17 protein-coding genes are annotated in these 15,654 nt (G+C 63.5%); 10 read left to right on the top strand and 7 right to left on the bottom strand.

Going from position 1 to position 15,654, the window contains the following annotated elements; genetic code table 11:
* Positions 1–10: 10 nt before the first annotated feature.
* Positions 11–1,114 (bottom strand): FUSC family protein, encoded by a 1,104-nt coding sequence (locus GUY30_RS13855; RefSeq protein ID WP_167198718.1) that lies wholly within the window; start codon positions 1,112–1,114, stop codon positions 11–13.
* 235 nt (positions 1,115–1,349) lie between these two features.
* On the opposite strand from GUY30_RS13855, the gene GUY30_RS13850 reads away from it, so the two are divergent.
* The 4 genes from GUY30_RS13850 (at position 1,350) to GUY30_RS13835 (ending at position 4,497) form a co-directional block, all read left to right on the top strand.
* Positions 1,350–1,493, top strand: a complete 144-nt coding sequence (locus GUY30_RS13850) for a GPGG-motif small membrane protein (protein WP_167198715.1) — start codon at positions 1,350–1,352, stop codon at positions 1,491–1,493.
* Positions 1,494–1,530: 37 nt separating this feature from the next.
* The gene (locus GUY30_RS13845; RefSeq protein WP_208091425.1) at positions 1,531–2,787 is read left to right on the top strand and encodes a phospholipase D-like domain-containing protein; all 1,257 of its coding nucleotides are present in this window, start codon (positions 1,531–1,533) and stop codon (positions 2,785–2,787) included.
* Between the two features lie 105 nt (positions 2,788–2,892).
* On the top strand, positions 2,893–3,303 hold the full coding sequence (locus GUY30_RS13840) for a DUF3224 domain-containing protein (RefSeq protein WP_039206908.1): 411 nt from the start codon (positions 2,893–2,895) through the stop codon (positions 3,301–3,303).
* Positions 3,304–3,357: 54 nt separating this feature from the next.
* A complete protein-coding gene (locus GUY30_RS13835) occupies positions 3,358–4,497 on the top strand; it encodes an XdhC family protein (RefSeq protein WP_167198712.1) in 1,140 nt (379 codons plus the stop codon).
* A 785-nt stretch (positions 4,498–5,282) separates the two neighbouring features.
* On the opposite strand, the gene GUY30_RS13830 is transcribed toward GUY30_RS13835, so the two are convergent.
* The gene (locus GUY30_RS13830) at positions 5,283–5,714 is read right to left on the bottom strand and encodes an Hsp20/alpha crystallin family protein (RefSeq protein ID WP_039207043.1); all 432 of its coding nucleotides are present in this window, start codon (positions 5,712–5,714) and stop codon (positions 5,283–5,285) included.
* A gap of 121 nt (positions 5,715–5,835) precedes the next feature.
* On the opposite strand from GUY30_RS13830, the gene GUY30_RS13825 reads away from it, so the two are divergent.
* Positions 5,836–6,132, top strand: coding sequence for a MerR family transcriptional regulator (locus GUY30_RS13825; protein ID WP_167198709.1), 297 nt, complete (start codon positions 5,836–5,838; stop codon positions 6,130–6,132).
* On the top strand, positions 6,129–6,323 hold the full coding sequence (locus GUY30_RS13820; protein WP_098731641.1) for a hypothetical protein: 195 nt from the start codon (positions 6,129–6,131) through the stop codon (positions 6,321–6,323). Before GUY30_RS13825 ends, GUY30_RS13820 begins: the two co-directional genes overlap by 4 nt.
* 33 nt (positions 6,324–6,356) lie before the next feature.
* Here GUY30_RS13820 and GUY30_RS13815 read toward each other — a convergent pair whose 3' ends face one another.
* Entirely contained in the window at positions 6,357–6,635 is a 279-nt protein-coding gene (locus GUY30_RS13815; RefSeq protein WP_167198706.1) for a DUF3263 domain-containing protein, read from the bottom strand.
* Positions 6,636–6,879: 244 nt separating this feature from the next.
* Between GUY30_RS13815 and GUY30_RS13810 the strand changes: the two genes are divergently transcribed.
* The 4 genes from GUY30_RS13810 (at position 6,880) to GUY30_RS13795 (ending at position 11,316) form a co-directional block, all read left to right on the top strand.
* A complete protein-coding gene (locus GUY30_RS13810; protein ID WP_228281368.1) occupies positions 6,880–7,968 on the top strand; it encodes a hypothetical protein in 1,089 nt (362 codons plus the stop codon).
* 180 nt (positions 7,969–8,148) lie between these two features.
* Positions 8,149–9,207 (top strand): acyl-CoA dehydrogenase family protein, encoded by a 1,059-nt coding sequence (locus tag GUY30_RS13805; protein WP_167198703.1) that lies wholly within the window; start codon positions 8,149–8,151, stop codon positions 9,205–9,207.
* Positions 9,179–10,609: a PIG-L family deacetylase gene (locus tag GUY30_RS13800; RefSeq protein WP_228281366.1), complete on the top strand. Its 1,431-nt coding sequence runs from the start codon at positions 9,179–9,181 to the stop codon at positions 10,607–10,609. The genes GUY30_RS13805 and GUY30_RS13800 overlap by 29 nt, the downstream gene beginning before the upstream one ends.
* A complete protein-coding gene (locus GUY30_RS13795) occupies positions 10,606–11,316 on the top strand; it encodes a glycosyltransferase family 2 protein (RefSeq protein ID WP_167198700.1) in 711 nt (236 codons plus the stop codon). The genes GUY30_RS13800 and GUY30_RS13795 overlap by 4 nt, the downstream gene beginning before the upstream one ends.
* Positions 11,317–11,379: 63 nt before the next feature.
* Here the strand turns inward: GUY30_RS13795 and GUY30_RS13790 are convergent, their stop codons facing one another.
* Genes GUY30_RS13790 through GUY30_RS13775 form a run of 4 tightly spaced genes read right to left on the bottom strand, consistent with a single transcriptional unit; the run spans position 11,380 to position 15,644 of the window.
* Positions 11,380–12,039, bottom strand: a complete 660-nt coding sequence (locus GUY30_RS13790; RefSeq protein WP_167198697.1) for a nucleotidyltransferase family protein — start codon at positions 12,037–12,039, stop codon at positions 11,380–11,382.
* Positions 12,036–14,108, bottom strand: a complete 2,073-nt coding sequence (locus GUY30_RS13785; RefSeq protein WP_167198693.1) for a xanthine dehydrogenase family protein molybdopterin-binding subunit — start codon at positions 14,106–14,108, stop codon at positions 12,036–12,038. Before GUY30_RS13785 ends, GUY30_RS13790 begins: the two co-directional genes overlap by 4 nt.
* Complete coding sequence (locus GUY30_RS13780; RefSeq protein ID WP_167198690.1) at positions 14,101–15,135, bottom strand: FAD binding domain-containing protein; 1,035 nt, start codon at positions 15,133–15,135, stop codon at positions 14,101–14,103. Before GUY30_RS13780 ends, GUY30_RS13785 begins: the two co-directional genes overlap by 8 nt.
* Positions 15,132–15,644, bottom strand: coding sequence for a (2Fe-2S)-binding protein (locus tag GUY30_RS13775; protein ID WP_167198687.1), 513 nt, complete (start codon positions 15,642–15,644; stop codon positions 15,132–15,134). Before GUY30_RS13775 ends, GUY30_RS13780 begins: the two co-directional genes overlap by 4 nt.
* Positions 15,645–15,654: the final 10 nt, after the last annotated feature.

Below are 15,654 nucleotides of genomic sequence, written 5' to 3'. Positions count from 1 at the left end.
GGAGTCGGGGTCAGTCGGATTCCCGTGCGCTGCGCGCCGAGGCGACATCGTCGACGATGACGACGATATGGCGCAGGCTCGTGATGAGTGAGCCGTAGATCGGCCACGTGGTCTCTGGAAGCGACCGATCCTGGGAGATATCGGTCGACAGCTGTTGGAGACGGTCGAAGATCGGTTCGACCTCGGCATCGGGATCGGCGATGGACCGTCCGGCCTCGGCGACGATCGACGTCCACTCATCGCGGAACCAGGTGTTCCATTCTCTTTCGGATGAGGAGGCTTCACGGAGAGTGCGGGCGAGGTTCCGCAGGTGGGAGATGCCTTCGTCGGCTCTGAACAGGATGTTCTCGTAGCTTTCCTTCTCTGCGGAGTCGGCTGTGTCTGCCCGGCGTCGCAGTCTCTTGGCCCGGATCGCTGTGCGGGGATTGATGCGTCGGCTTTCACGGGCGAATCGCACGGTCTGCCACGCCGATTCGAGCTCTCGGCTCATGGCCTCAGTCCGTTCGAACCACTCCTGGGCGGCATCCGAGTCCCAGGAGCGAGAGAACTGGTCCGACATGTCTGTGAGCACTTCGCCCATCTGCCGGTTGACGCTGTCGATATAGCGAGCCGCCTGTCGGTCCCGCAGAGGCGGGACCATGAGGAGATTGACTGCGAGGCCGACTGCCACCCCGAGGGCGAGTTCGAGGAGACGGTCGACGAGCAGAGGCTGCTGGGAGTCGAATCCCGAGCCGAGGATGAAGATCGCCGTCGTCGCGATCGCCACTCCTTCGTCGCGGATCCACGACAGGCGGGCACCGGCCAGACCGACGAACATCGCCAGAGCGAAAGTCCAGAGACCGACACCGAGGTAGTTGCCGATGAGGAAGGACACGCCCACGCCGATCGTCGACGCGATCGTCGTCTGCACCCCTCGAGAGAACGACCGGTAGACGGTGGCGTGGACCGTCAGCAGCGCCGTCCACGGAGCAAGGAACGGCATCTGACTGTCAAGCACGGCGTCAGAGACCCACCAGGCGCCGGTGGCGGCGATCACGCCCTTGGCGATCTGCAGCAGGTCGGTGACGAACTCCGGCTGCCGGAGATATCCCTCCTGTGAGCGATCATGGGGCATGGCTGGCTCCTCGCCTCGAAGTCCGGTCAGAACAGTTCAGCTTCGGCAACAGTGTACGGGGGTGGTTCGCACGCTCTTCCATCGGATTCGCTTGCCGGGAGTGTCGTTCCCGGTTCCACCTGCTGAGGCACCGTCGCCGTCCTGCCAGGTCAGCGAAGCGGTGTTAGATTGGCTTTTCGAAGGCGAACCGGTTGCCGGTAAGCGAACTTCGCAATCAACGAATGAAGGAGTGCCCGTGGCTGTCATTCTCTGGATCATCGCAGCGCTGCTCGTCGTCTCCGGTATCGCTGCCCTCTTCAGGAAACAGATACTCTGGGGAGTCGTGCTCATCGTCGTGGGCTGCCTCGTCGGGCCCGGGGGAGTGAGCATCTTCACCTGAGACAGGCGGACGGGACGGAAGGGGATAGAGTGAGCGGATGTCTCCGCTGAGAAATCCTTCCCTCCGCCAGGTCGACCGTCTGCGGCGAATCGTGCCCTGGGCGGTAGTCGGCCTCGTCGGCGCAGTGCCGACGACCGTCGCAGCTTCGATGGCCATCGACCTCATCCAGAAGCGGGGACGAAAGACGCGCGCTGCTCCGCGACCGGGGACCTTCAGTTCGACGGTCGAAGAGTCAGAGCTCGACATCTACACCGATGGTGCCACTCTCTACGAGGACATGCTCGATGCGATCGGCTCCGCACGCGAGTCGATCCTCATGGAGACGTTCATCTGGAAGAACGACGAGGTGGGTCAGAGGTTCATCGACGCATTCAACGCGGCATCGGCCCGCGGTGTGGAGGTCCATCTCATCTACGACGGCTTCGCCAATCTGTCGGTGCCCAGCTCGTTCTACCATCAGCTCTCCGAGCAGGTTCGTGTGCTGCGTCTGCCGACGGTGGCGCGGAGGTTTTGGCGGGGACCGATGCGGCATTCGGGTTTCAACCATTCGAAGATCCTCGTCATCGACGACGATGTAGCCTTCGTCGGCGGGTTCAACATCGGCTCTCTCTACGCCCGTCACTGGCGCGACACCCACCTGCGATCGGTCGGCCCCGGAGCCTGGGGTCTGCGGCAGACCATCGCGGAAGTGTGGAACGAGTTCCACGACTCCGACGAACAGATCGCATGGGTGCCGCCCGCGGCCTGGGAGTCGAAGCTGCGGGTCTCGGCGAATCTTCCGATCCACCTCGTCTATCCCATTCGCAGTATGTATCTCAACGCCTTCGCCCGTGCGCGGAAGCGGATCTGGCTGACGACACCCTATTTCATTCCCGACCAGCAGCTGCTGCACTCTCTCGTCGAGGCGGCGGAGCGCGGCGTGGACGTGCGGGTCATGGTTCCGCAGGAGTCCAACCACATCCTCGGCGATTGGCTCTCCCGCGGATTCTTCGAGCAGATGATCAACTCGAAGGTCACGGTTCTGCTCTACACCGCGAGCATGATCCATTCGAAGGTCGCCACTGTCGACGGCGAATGGTCGACGGTGGGTACGGCGAACATCGACCGGCTGTCGTTGACGTTCAACTACGAGACGAATGTCGAAGTCATCGACCGTGCATTCGCCGCCGAGATGGAGAAGGTTTTCGACAGTGACTCCATGCACTGTGTCGAACTCGGTTCGGAGTGGCTCAACCGCCACCGGCTGACCAAACTCGCCGAACGCGCTCTCGTGCCGATGCGCCCCTGGCTGTGACGCGGGCTTTCCGCACTCTTCCCTCCTGTCCTCGCGGGCGGTCCCATCCCGATCGTTTTCGGGGTACCGTGGACGAGAGGACCTGCCAGCAGAGAGGGCAGATGCATGGACGCATCAGGAGCATTCACCGTCGAGACGTTCACCCCGATCGATCTTCCGCGCGAGGAGACGCCGACGACGGCCACGCCGGTCGGTCTCGCGCGGATGGAGAAGCATTTCACCGGCGAAGTCAGCGGGCACTCGACGACGCTGTTCACCTACGCGGTGGATCATTCGACCGACGTCGGCGGCTATGTCGCCATGGAGTCGTTCGCAGGGAACCTGCACGAACGCACGGGCACCTTCAACTTCACTCATTCCGCGACGACATCCGGTGAGGACAGGGACAACGAATCGTTCGTCATCATCCCGTCGAGCGGCACCGGAGATCTGGCCGGGATCACTGGGACCGGTGGGCTGAGGAACGAAGCCGACGGCACTCATCGTGTCTGGCTGACGTACGAACTGCCCGAATAGTCCGTTCGCGTCAAGGCCCTGTCGGTGAGGTTCCCGACGGTATAGTCTCGGCCCATGCTCGACGTTCTCTCCGCCGCTGCGACGCGGCTCTTCGACTCGCAAGAGCCGCAGAATGTCGCCGTCGCGACGGTCATCGCGACAGAGGGTTCGGTCCCGCGACCGGTGGGGACCTCGATGCTCGTCGATGCCGCCGGCGGAATCGTCGGATCGCTCACCGGAGGATGCGTCGAAGGAGCCGTGCTCGAGGCGTGCCGGGAGGCGCTCGCCACCGGGGACTCCTCGGTTCAGAGGTTCGGCTACAGCGATGACGATGCCTTCGCCGTCGGTCTGATGTGCGGTGGCCGCATCGACGTGCTCATCCAGCCCTTCCGCTCAGGCTGTCCCGGTCTGCGATCGGACAGTGGACCGACAGCCGTGGTGATGCGCCTGCCTTCCGCCGATGACGACTGTGCCCCAGCGGCAGCTGTCTCGGCCAGCGCTGTGGATGAGAGCACGGGGCCGAGCACCGAATCCTTGGCTGTCAGACTCGGTCCTCTGGTGCCCGAAGACGTGGTCGAGACCGCCGCGCAGCGCGTCGGGGCCTTTATCCGCAGCGGCCGCACCGGCAGCATCCGCCTTGCGCCCCCGGAAGGCGGGAGCGAGCCGATCGAGCTCTTCGTCGAGACCCGCATCGAGCCGGCCCATCTGCTGGTCGTCGGAGCCAACGCCTTCAGTCTCGCCCTCGTCGAAGCGGCCAGACCCTTGGGACTGCGCATCACAGTGTGCGACCCCCGTCCGTCCTTCGCCGACCAGACATCGTTTCCCGGCGCCGAGGTGGTTCGGGCCTGGCCGCACCGATTCCTCACCAAAGCGGCCGCCACCGGTGAGTTCGACACCCGGAGCATGATCTGCGTCCTCAGCCACGACCCGAAGGTCGACATCCCCACCCTGGCCGTCGCACTCGACCTCGACGTGGCCTACGTCGGGGCGATGGGCTCGCGGCGCAGCGACCGCGACCGCCGCGCCGCGCTGCGCGAAGCGGGAGTGGCGAGCCCAGCACTGGCACGGTTGCATTCGCCGATCGGTCTCCATCTGGAGACGTTCACCCCCGCCGAGGTGGCTGTGTCGATCCTCGCAGAGATCCTCGCTGTACGCGGTGGCCGCCGACAGGTCGTTCCCCTCAGCGACGAACGGGAAGATTCGCCTCTTCACTGAGGCGAAACGAGTCGCCAGTCGCTGGCTGCATCTTCGCATTCGACTTCGTTATGTCAGTCATAGCATTCTGTTGTTCCGCATAGTGCCTGCCCCTGGCGTGCGACACGACCTCGCCTTCAGGACTACAACTCATGACGAGCGCTGGGAAGCATTCATATGCGATGATCGCTCAGTCATGGGCGATGGCGGACTGTGGCAGTCTTGCCGATAAGTGCGCGAGCGAGTGCTCGAGCGTGCCAGGGCCAGACAATCAACAGTTTCTCCAAGAAGCTGACGAACATGTTCTCCTCGTTTCTCATCTCAACCGAACATGGTCTGGCCCCGGGGGATAGCCCGGGGCCAGAAGGGGAAGCCGTGGACGGGCCCGCATCACTTCGTCGTCATTGTGACGTCACTGCCGCGCATCATGCGTCGAGCACACTGGTAGAAAGACTTGCGGACGCGACCACACGGCTGTGTAGCTCATCCTGGGTGCGGAAACGTCTCACCTCCTTTCATCGAAGATGTCAGCGCCGTTTGAACCGGGGAGGAGAGCGCTGACAAGCGAGGACTCGGTAGGCGATAACCTGGGCTGCTGAGAGACCGGGAGACCGGAACAGCAGCCACGGTGAGGAGTGCCTGAAGGTCCGGCACTCGCAATGACTCAAAGCCCGCGGTTCATGTGGTGACTCGTGTCGAGGCCGCGCAGTTCGCGGTCGCTGAGGATGATCGCCCAGAACGCAGCATCGATACCCAGCTGGACGTCTGGTGCACACGTCTGCATGGGAACACCCCACCAGTTGTAATTAGGCGCTGATGGCTGCCGGTTCAGCAGAGCCTGAGTTGATGGCGATCTTGCGGGGTTTCGCTGATTCCGCGACCGGGATGCTGAGTGTGAGCACACCGGCGTCGTAGTTCGCCGTGATGTTGCTGGTGTCGAGGTTGTCGCCGAGGACGAGTTGTCGGCTGAAGGTCCCGCGGGGCCGCTCTGCCGCGACCGAAGACTCCCCGTGGTCGGTCGCAGGCCGTTCAGCTTTGACGGTGACGACGTTGTTCTCGACGTCGAGGTCGATGTTGTCAGGATCAATTCCTGGCAGGTCGAGTTCGACGCGGAAAGTATCGCCGTCGCGCCAGGCGTCCATCGGCATCATCACGGGGCGAGCCGTTGTGCCGGTGGCTCCGAAGATTTCTCTGCTCAGGCGTTCGACTTCGCGGAATGGGTCAGTGCGCATCATGATCATTGGTGAAACCTCCTTTGCTGGATGGCGGATTCGTGCAGATGATAGGATCTACATCATCTGATAGACATATGATTTAGTCGATCAGAATGCGAATGTCAACACTGTTTCAGGAGGAATTTTGGGACATGGGGAGACGGCGACTTCAGAGTCCGGGGGGCGCTTGTTCTCGATTTCGCATGTTGCGGAGTTGACCGGTGTCGGGGTGCAGTCATTGCGGCAGTACGAGGCTCGCGGCCTCGTGGCGCCTATGCGAAGTGAAGGCGGGACGCGGCGGTTCAGTCGCGAGGATATTGCTCGTCTGCGGCGTGTGCGGGAGCTGGTTGACGTGGGCGCGAATCTCGCTAGCATCGGAATCATTCTCGATCTCCAGGATGAGAACACCTCGCTTCGGTACGAATTGAGGAGGATGCAATGATGGCAGACAGTGTCCGCCCCGGCGTCGAAGTGCCCGGGCCGGATTGGAATGAACAGCTCGTCGACGCCGCAACGCATATCGACGACGGTTACGAAGAGGCTGAGCCTCACTGGGGAGCAATCCGCGAAGCGGATGTGGGCGATGTTGCCGATCAATCCATCGTCGTCGAGGTTGATGACGAAGACGGGTGAGAAGCCGCGCTGATCTGATGGCGGCATATCGGGCTATAGGGGGAAGCTGCTGTGCTTCTTCCATCGGCCTTGCCGGCGTTCGAATGCGAACCGTTCCGCTCGCAACCGCCTCACCCGCTCCACAACGTCCGGGGCGTAACCGTATGCGGCGTCCGTATCCACGATCCCCTCGAGCACGATGGCGTACCTCTCTGCTGGAAGTTCGATTCGCTGGCACAACTCGTGTCGCCCCGCCGCAGCAGACGCAGTCTTCTCGAAGTCGAGGATCAACCGATCATGCTCGGACAGTTCGTGCACAGTGCCGGGGACCATGGAGACCATTGTGACACAGCAGAATTCGACACCGCGTATGTCGCTGCTCACTCTGTCTTGGTCACCTCGATTCAGGGGGACCGCTCGCCGGCCAGTCCGAAGCAGTTGTCCGCGGCTGCGCTGGCGATAAAGCTTCAGACAGTGAAGCCGACGTATAGGACTACCCCATAGTGATTACGCTCACTAGACTTCGGAACCAGAACAATCTTCTACACAACTCGCTGGTCGAGTAGCGGAGGACTTTATGCCCACCACCTCATCCCAGGCTCTTCAAGTGCTGGTCGTAGCCGACCCAGGTCTGCCCAGCAGGCGAGCGGCTTCCATCCACTCCTCGTTAGAGCGCTATCTGCGTGAGGCGTATGGGGTCACAACGACGCTGTACACTCGCACCGACACGGTCTATCTGACACCCGAGCGCGAGCTGGCTCTAGACGCAGTCGAAGACCTCCGCGCTGATTACCCCGACGTCAACATCATCCTCATCCTCACAGAGATCCCCCGGCACACCCAGGGCGACCCTCTGATCGCCGAAGTCTACTCTGACCGCAACCTTGCGGTCGTCTCATGCCCCACACTCGGCGCGTGGGCCACCAAGCGCCGCATCATCAAAGTCATGATGAGCTCGGTGAACAAGTTGGTTCCGTGGGACCCCGAAGCCACGACACGCAAATTTCTGCTCGGATGGTCGAACTGGTCGAACAACGAAGACTCCAGCCATCAGTCCCTGCATGCCCACACCATCACCGGAGGCCCACGGCTGATTATGGGGATGACGATTGCCAACGAACCTTGGCGCACGGCCCCGAAACTCTCAGGAGCCCTCGCAGCAGCCTCGGCAACCGGAGCTTTCGGCATCTTCTACAGTTCGATCTGGCAGATGTCGACCTACCTGTCCACCTTCCGGCTGCTCTCAATCGGCGCGCTCGCCATCCTAATGATGGTCGCCTGGTTGATCGTCAGTCACAGACTTTGGGATCGACCGGTCAACGAACGTCTGGCCACGGTGGTCATGTACTACAACTTCTCCACCGTCCTCACACTGCTGATCACTGTGATCGTTCTCTACGCGACACTGGTCGTCCTCATTCTCCTGGGCGGCCTCGTCGTTATCGATCCGGAATTCATGACCCAACAGATTCAACAAGACGCGTCGTTCACCAACTACCTCGATATCGCATGGCTCAGCGCAGCCATGGGTGTGGTCGCCGGCGGCCTCGGTGCCAGCTTCGACACTGATGCCGACGTGCAGAAGCTGACTCATGGCCAGCGGATGCGGCAGCGAGTCTATACAGACAACAGCACAGATGCCGACGACACGGTAGAGAGCAGTTGACTGAGATCTGCCAAGCATGCCGCTAGTCTGCACATTGGGGTGATGTGGAAGAGCCGGCTGGAATTGGGTATCTGCACCCACTTGAGATATAAGCGTGTTCAGAGCCATCACCTCCGACTGCCTCCTGCGTGTTCACTACACACCGAGTTCCGACGAAATGTTCTGCCCGAAGGACGTGAAATGGAAACCCTGTTCGACTCAACCTCGTCTCGGATCATCGCCACACCGTTCGAACCGTGGTGGGAAACTCCAGACTTCAGGGATGATCTCACCGAGGTCGTCACGAGCAGTGCGTCCGCTGTCGACAAGATCACCGCCCTTGCCCGTCTTCTGCAGCTCACAGGGTGCTCACCTCAGATCGATCAATGGGAAAGGCTGCTTCAACTGGCTGCGATCGACATCGGCGTCGCTCGTATGCTCGAACCCCACGTCGACGCTCTGGGCATCCTCGCCGAGGCCGGACACGAAACACCTGATCCCGATTCGGCCTGGGGCGTGTACGCGGCTGACCTGCCCACACATCGCGTGAACGTGATCGATGCCGGTGCGGAGAACCTCCTCACCGGCACGAAAGCGTGGTGCTCTTTAGCCGCGGAACTCACCGACGCGATCGTCATCGCCAGCGGCAGCGACGGGAACCGAGCCTACGCGGTGAATCTTCGGCACCCTCGTGTACGACCGCAGACAGGTGCTTGGCCGAGTCTGGGTCTCAGAGAAATCCCGAGCGGCTCAGTCGTCTTCGACCGAGCACCGGCGACGAGTGTCGGCCCCCCGAATTGGTACCTTGACCGGCCCTCTTTCGCTTGGGGTGGGATTCGCGTGGCAGCCTGCTGGTTCGGTGGAGCATTGGGACTGGCCCGGCGTGCAGCCCAAACCCACCTGAACAGGGCTGGGCGCTCGCCGATGGGAGAGATGCAGCTCGGGCAGCTTGATGCTGAGATCTTCGCGGTCCGCACCATGTTGGCGCAAACTGCTGCTGCAGCGGATGGGGATGAGAAGTTCTCGCGAGAACACGCGTGGAGACTGGCTCTGAGAGTTCGCAACAACATATACCGCAGTGCCCAACGGATCCAGCTTCTGAGCCGGGAGCTGGCCGGTCCTGCGGTTCTGACGAGTGATGCGGCATTTGCCAAAGCTGACGCTGATCTCACCGTCTACCTCAGTCAGCATCACGGGCCTCGGGACGAAGCTGCTTTGGGCGAGAATATCTGTGCAGAGCCAGATGTCGATGAGGTTTAGCCACCAAGACCGCAGCACCAGAGAAGATGCCTGGGTGCAGGCGGGTGCCCTTGATCTTCCGGCGGTTCCAGAGAGCACAATCGCCAGAGGCGGAACCATCATCGTCCTTGCCGCACACCCAGACGATGAAGCGCTGGGAGCCGCTGCGCTGCTCGCACGTGCCGATGAGTGGAGCTGCCAGCTGAAAGTCCTACTCTTCAGCGCAGGCGAGAAATCGCACCCTGAGTCGCCGACGTATACCGGCGATCAGCTCAAAAGCATCCGTCTGGAGGAGTTCGATCGTGCGCTGAGCACCTTCGACAAGGCGCACTCCAGTCGTTTTCTCGATCTGCCCGACGGTCAGCTGCCCGAATATTCAAGCCAGATCAGAGACGTGATCCGACAGGAGATCGCACGATCACATGGGCCGGTGACACTCGTTGCGCCTTACAGCCGGGATGGGCACTGTGACCACGAGGCGGTGGGCGCCGCGGCGCTGGACATCGGGCGATCACATCATGCCGTAGTGCTCGAATATCCCATCTGGTTCTGGCACTGGGCTGCTCCCACAGACCCTCGCTGGCAGGCCTGGGCAGTCTTACCTGACCCTCAAGGTCTTGATCGAAATGCTCTGCTCGCGTGTTACCCGTCGCAGACCGAAGCGCTGTCGGATCAGCACGGGGACGAAGCGATCCTCACCAGCGCCCATTTGGAACACTTCATCCGGAGCCACGATACCTTCGTGATCACGGATTTCAGATCCGGTGAGGCATCGGCCGGCTATGGTCAGGAGGGAATAGGCAGACCGATCAATGATGCGTCCACTGCGTCGGCGGTGTTCGATGATGTGCACAGGGAACGCAGTGATCCGTGGACGGTGTGGGAGTCCGAATACGAAATCGCCAAACGCGAGACCCTTGTGTCCCACCTCCCGTCGACCTCGTTTTCCCACATTCTCGAGATCGGTTGTTCAGTCGGCGCTTTGACCCGAGAGCTTGCCGCTTACAGCGTCAGAGTGACAGCTGTCGATGCCAGCTGCGAGGCGCTGAAAACAGCGAAACGTCTGCACACGACCACTGCAACCGAAATAGCCTTCCTGCACGCCACTGTCCCATACGAATGGCCCGAAGGGCATTTCGACTGCGTCGTCCTCTCAGAGACCGGCTTCTATCTGACACGTGCACAGCTGCAACGAACGTTGGAGCGCATTGATGAATCAACCCCATCGCGCTTTGTGCTCGTTCTCTGTCATTGGAAGGGTGACATCGAAGATTGGCCTCTGACCGCCGATGAAGTCCATGACGCGTGCCTGGACTACTGGCCCCGACTGCGGACCGATTTTCGCTCCGAGGCCGAGTATCGTCTCGATATCGTGACGGTGGACAAAACTGACGATTTCCTCCCTGCGGAAGCCGTTGAGTGATCACGCACCTGGGCATCGTCATCCCGGCTCACAATGAACAAGACGAGATCCTCGGCTGTCTCGACTCGGTGGCCCAAGCGGGTGCTCAGCTCCCTGACGGGTTCGCGCAATCCTCCACTCGAATCCTCGTCGTGGCCGACGCCTGTACCGACGAGACGGTGAGTCGCGTCGCAGACTTCGCCGAACAGCATTCACAAGTCACGCTACTTGAGACGACGTTCAAGAACGTGGGCAGTGCCCGGAATTTCGCCTGGAACCATTTCAAGCAGACGGCTGAAGCTGATCGCGATGTCAACTTCGACCTGACATGGATTGCGTTCACCGATGCGGACAGCAGAGTTCCCACCCACTGGCTGACGACGCACCTTGCCATGGCGGAAGCCGGAAGCGACTGCCTGGTCGGCACGGTGTCGCCTCGACCTGATACCGGGTCGGCAGCGCTGATCGCGAAATGGCACTCTCACCACACGTTACTTGAGAACCATCCCCACGTGTTCGGCGCGAACCTGGGCATTCGAGGCTCGTATCTCAACATCATCGGCGGCATGCCTCAGCTGCCACTCGGCGAAGATGCCGCAACTGTTGCTGCCGTGCTCGCCGCGGGGGGAAACGTGAGACGCACCGACACCTGCCGGGTTCTCACCTCGGCCCGTCTGGAGGGACGCGCGGAGGGAGGCTTCAGCAGCTTTATGCAGAGCCTTCTTTGAGACCCGACTCTGCTCACAGCACTTCAGGGCGCCTCCGGCCGAGTTGCTCCCGACAACCCAGAGCTAATCGCGAGAACTGACGACTGTCAGCCTGTGCAGGTCCTTGGGCACATCGACATCGGCCCCGTCGTCGAGGTCGGAGCAGTCGACGAGGTCGACGACAGCTCTGTGCGTCGCGAGCAGGTCGCGGGCACCGACGTCGCCGTGCGCGGCGGCAGCCGCCCGGCTCGTCCAGCTCTCGTCGAAGAGCACAGGGTGACCGCGGTGCAGCGACCCGTTCGCATCACAGTGGCCCGCAGCGGTGATCGCTCGGGGACGATGGGCGGCGATGAGACGAGCGACTTCCGCCGCACAGATTCCCGGACGGTCCACAGGTGTGACCATGACGTCGGGTCCGGGGCCGATCGCCTGCAGGCCGCGGCGCAGCGAGGAACCCATACCCGAAGACCAGTCAGGGTTGAACGCGACGGACACGCGGTCACACCCGCCCAGCAGGCTCGCAACCTGCTCGCTGCAGGCTCCGGTGACGACTGTGACGTCCCGGCAGCCACCGTCGAGCAGGGCGAGGACCATCGACTCCACCAGGGTGAGCCCATCCATTCGCACCAGCAGTGCCTTCGGCCCTCGGCCGAGGCGTCGCCCCGCTCCGGCGGCGAGGACGAGCCCTCTCGGGGGACCGGGGACGGGTCGTTTGGGAGGAGTCGACCCGGTCTCGCCGCTCACGACGGCAGGAACGCGTCGCCGAAGATCGGCAGATCGCGGACTCGGACTCCGGTGGCGTTGAAGGCGGCGTTCGCGATCGCGGCTGCGGCACCGACGATGCCGATCTCACCGACGCCGCGCGCGCCGAGGGGACCGGCCTGCGGGTCCTTCTCGTCGAGCCAATCTGCCTCGATGTCGGTGATGTCTGCGTTGACGGGAACGTGATACTCCGCGAGGTCGTGGTTGACTACGTGACCGAAGCGCGGGTCGAGCTCGCCCTTCTCATGCAGAGCCATCCCGACGCCCATGGTCATGCCGCCGATGAGCTGTGAGAGTGCGGTGCTCGGGTTGACGATCCGCCCGGCGGAGAACATGCCGAACATGCGGTCGAGTCGGATCTTACCGGTGGTCGGCTGGATGCGGACCTCGGCGAAATGGGCGCCGAAAGAGTGCAGGGCGAACTTCTCCGCCGCGGGATTGGCCTCGGCCTCACCATGGGCCTCGGCGCCGATGGCAGGATCGGCTCCGTGCTCGGAACGGAGCTCCTGGGCTGCGGCGACGATCGCCGTGCTCCAACTCGCCAAACCCGTGGATCCGCCGGCCACGGTCGCGTTCGGCAGCGCGGTGTCGCCGATCCGCAGATCTACTTGCCCGATGGGAACTCCGAGAGCGTCCGCGGCAGTCTGAGACAGGACGGTCCACGTCCCGGTGCCCAGATCGGCGGCACCGATCGAGACCTCAAAGCCTTCGGGAGTGCGGCGGATCCGCGCGACAGAGCCCGGCTGTCTGCCTGCCGGGTAGGTCGCAGAGGCCACGCCCATGCCGACGAACCAGCCGTTCTCCTGACGCGTGCGCGGCTGCGGATTCCGCTTCTCCCAACCGAAACGGTCTGCTCCTTCTCGCAGACAGTCGACGAGGCGGCGCTGGTTGAACGGCAGCCCGGTGTCCGGGTCCGTGGTCGGGTCATTGCGCACCCGCAGCTCGATGGGGTCGAGGCCGGCGGCCACTGCGAGTTCGTCCATGGCGATTTCGAGTCCGACCATGCCTGAAGCCTCGCCGGGAGCACGCATCCAGGAGGGCACCGGCACGTCGAGCGGAACCACTCGCTGGGTGAGGCGGCGGTTGTCGCCTGCGTACATCATGCGGCCCGGCTTCGTCGACTCCTCGGGGAACTCCTTAGTCTGCGAGGACATGGAGATCGCATCATAAGCGAAGGCCGTGAGCGTGCCGTCGGCTCTCGCGCCCAGACGGATGTGCTGCAGGGTCGGAGCTCGATAGCCGGTGATCGAGAACATCTGCTGCCGGGTCACGGCATATTTCACGGGTCGACCCGGCACCGCCTGTGCCGCGAGGGCAGCGAGCATCATATCCGCGTGGGGGAGGCCCTTGGAGCCGAAGCCGCCGCCGACGTGCGGGGAGATGATGCGGATCTTCTCCTGCTCCACCCCGAGGATCGGCGCCAATGTCGCGCGTGCGGGGTGCACGCCCTGCGTCGAGGTCCACAGGGTCAGTTCGTCTCCGTCCCAGAGGGCGACGGTGGTATGCGGTTCCATGGGATTGTTGTGCTCCATGGGGGTGCTGTAGCGCTCATCGATGGATACGGCCGCCTCAGCGAGGGCTGTGTCGACATCGCCTGTGCGCACATCCCCGCTGCCCGACTCCGGTTCCCGGGAAGCAGGGTGATCCTCGCGCAGCTCGACGTCGTGATCGTCCTGCACATAGGTGATCTCGACGAGGCCTGCCGCGTGGCGGGCCCGCTCGGGGGTGGTCGCGATGACAGCGCCGAGGTACTGGCCGCGGAATCCGATCTCAGCAGAGCGCAGGATCGCGAGTTCGCCGTCATCGGTGCTCGCCAGCTCGGGTGCGTTGTCGGCGGTGAGCACGTACACCACCCCCTCGGCTGCTTCCGCCGCGGAGACATCGATGTGCGCTGTGCGTCCGCGGGCGATCCCCGCCTGCAGGGGGTAGAGGTAGAGAGGATCGGTCAGGGGGTGTTCGTAGGCGTAGGGGGCGCGTCCACGCACCTTGTCGGGTCCGTCGAGGCGCACCTGGTGCGTGCCGACGGACGTGGTCGTGAGCAGGTCACTCATGAGTGTCCTCCGTGGTCGTCTCCGGCAGGGCTTCCGACGCTCCGGTGAGCTCGGCGAGCACGGTGGTGATCGCTCCGCGGGTCATCGGAACCTTGAAGCTGTTGCCCTCGAGGGGTTCGGCGGTCTCGAGCTCGGCGTCGGCAGCTGCCAGGAACGTCTCGGCAGTCGGTTCCGCGCCACGCAGCACCGCCTCGGCGGCGCGTGCACGCCAGGGTTTGTGTGCGACTCCGCCGAGGGCGATCGCGGCCTCACGGATGATCGGTGCCGGCCCCGAGGCGTCGACGTCAACCCGGGCCGCGACGGAGACGAGAGCGAAAGCGTAGGACGCGCGATCGCGGATCTTCCGATACGTCGCGGCGCCGGGCCGTGGGGGAGGGAGCTCGAGCGCCGTGATGAGCTCCCCGTGTTCGAGGACCGTGTCCTGCTCGGGACGGTCGCCGGGCAGCCGGTGGAGCTCGGTGACCGGGATCCGGCGCTCACCGGAGGCACCGAGGACGACGACCACGGCGTCGAGTGCGGTCAGAGCGACCGCCATATCCGAGGGATGCGTCGCCACGCAGTCCGCTGAGGCACCGAGGATCGCGTGGTAGCGGGTGTAGCCGCCGATGGCTGAGCAGCCGGAGCCGGGTTCGCGTTTGTTGCAGGGGGTAGTCGTGTCCTGGAAGTACACGCACCGGGTGCGCTGCAGCAGGTTGCCGCCCATCGTGGCCGCGTTGCGCAGCTGACCGGAGGCACCGGAGAGCAGGGCACGTGAGAGCATCGGGTAGTCGCGTCTGATGCGCGGGTCGGCGGCGGCGTCGCTGTTGCGCACCATCGCACCGATCCGCAGGCCTCCGTCGTCGAGCGCCTCGACCTCCGTGAGCTCGAGGCGGTTGATGTCGACGACGAGGTCGGGTTCTGCGACTCCGAGTTTGAGATGATCGACGAGGTTCGTGCCTCCGGCCAGGAACACCGCATCGGGACGATCGGTGACAGTCGTGACGGCTCCGGCGGCATCGGCGGCGCGTTCGTAGTCGAAGGGGTTCATCGTGACTCCTCTGCGGCTCGGCTCACGGCCGCGACGATGTTGACGTAGGCTCCGCAGCGACAGAGGTTGCCGCTCATCCGCTCGCGGATCTCCTCCTCGGACAGCTCCACGGGCCCTTCGAGATCTTCGGTGACCACGCTCGGAGCGTCGTCGGCGGCCTCGGCCAGCATACCGGCGGCCGAGCACACCTGCCCCGGGGTGCAGTATCCGCACTGAAATGCGTCGAGGGCGAGGAACGCCCGATGCAAGGGCGAGAGTTCGCCTTCGGGAGCCAGACCGTCGGCGGTCGTGACCTCGGCACCGTTGTGGGTGAGCGCGAGCGCGAGGCAGGAGTTGAGCCGACGGCCGTCGACGAGGACGGTGCAGGCCCCGCATTGGCCGTGGTCGCAGCCCTTCTTCGCAGACATCACCCCCAACCTGTCCCGCAGGGCATCGAGAAGGGTGGTTCGGGAATCCACGACCAGGGTGTGCTCCTGGCCGTCGACGGTGAGGTGCAGCGAGTGTCCCATGAGGGCCCTC

Origin of the sequence: Brevibacterium pigmentatum (assembly GCF_011617465.1) — a bacterium.
GTDB classification, from domain to species: Bacteria; Actinomycetota; Actinomycetes; order Actinomycetales; family Brevibacteriaceae; genus Brevibacterium; species Brevibacterium pigmentatum.
The sequence above is the reverse complement of the archived record's forward strand: the minus strand, read 5'-3'. Positions and strand labels throughout refer to the sequence as shown.

Bases quoted from the DNA above. Each gene is read 5' to 3' on its own strand.
- GUY30_RS13820 (WP_098731641.1), top strand. From the start codon at position 6,129: ATGATGGCAGACAGTGTCCGCCCCGGCGTCGAAGTGCCCGGGCCGGAT.
- GUY30_RS13840 (WP_039206908.1), top strand. From the start codon at position 2,893: ATGGACGCATCAGGAGCATTCACCGTCGAGACGTTCACCCCGATCGAT.
- GUY30_RS13835 (WP_167198712.1), top strand. From the start codon at position 3,358: ATGCTCGACGTTCTCTCCGCCGCTGCGACGCGGCTCTTCGACTCGCAA.
- GUY30_RS13805 (WP_167198703.1), top strand. From the start codon at position 8,149: ATGGAAACCCTGTTCGACTCAACCTCGTCTCGGATCATCGCCACACCG.
- GUY30_RS13855 (WP_167198718.1), bottom strand. From the start codon at position 1,114: ATGCCCCATGATCGCTCACAGGAGGGATATCTCCGGCAGCCGGAGTTC.
- GUY30_RS13845 (WP_208091425.1), top strand. From the start codon at position 1,531: ATGTCTCCGCTGAGAAATCCTTCCCTCCGCCAGGTCGACCGTCTGCGG.
- GUY30_RS13785 (WP_167198693.1), bottom strand. From the start codon at position 14,108: ATGAGTGACCTGCTCACGACCACGTCCGTCGGCACGCACCAGGTGCGC.
- GUY30_RS13815 (WP_167198706.1), bottom strand. From the start codon at position 6,635: ATGGTCCCCGGCACTGTGCACGAACTGTCCGAGCATGATCGGTTGATC.
- GUY30_RS13775 (WP_167198687.1), bottom strand. From the start codon at position 15,644: ATGGGACACTCGCTGCACCTCACCGTCGACGGCCAGGAGCACACCCTG.
- GUY30_RS13810 (WP_228281368.1), top strand. From the start codon at position 6,880: ATGCCCACCACCTCATCCCAGGCTCTTCAAGTGCTGGTCGTAGCCGAC.
- GUY30_RS13780 (WP_167198690.1), bottom strand. From the start codon at position 15,135: ATGAACCCCTTCGACTACGAACGCGCCGCCGATGCCGCCGGAGCCGTC.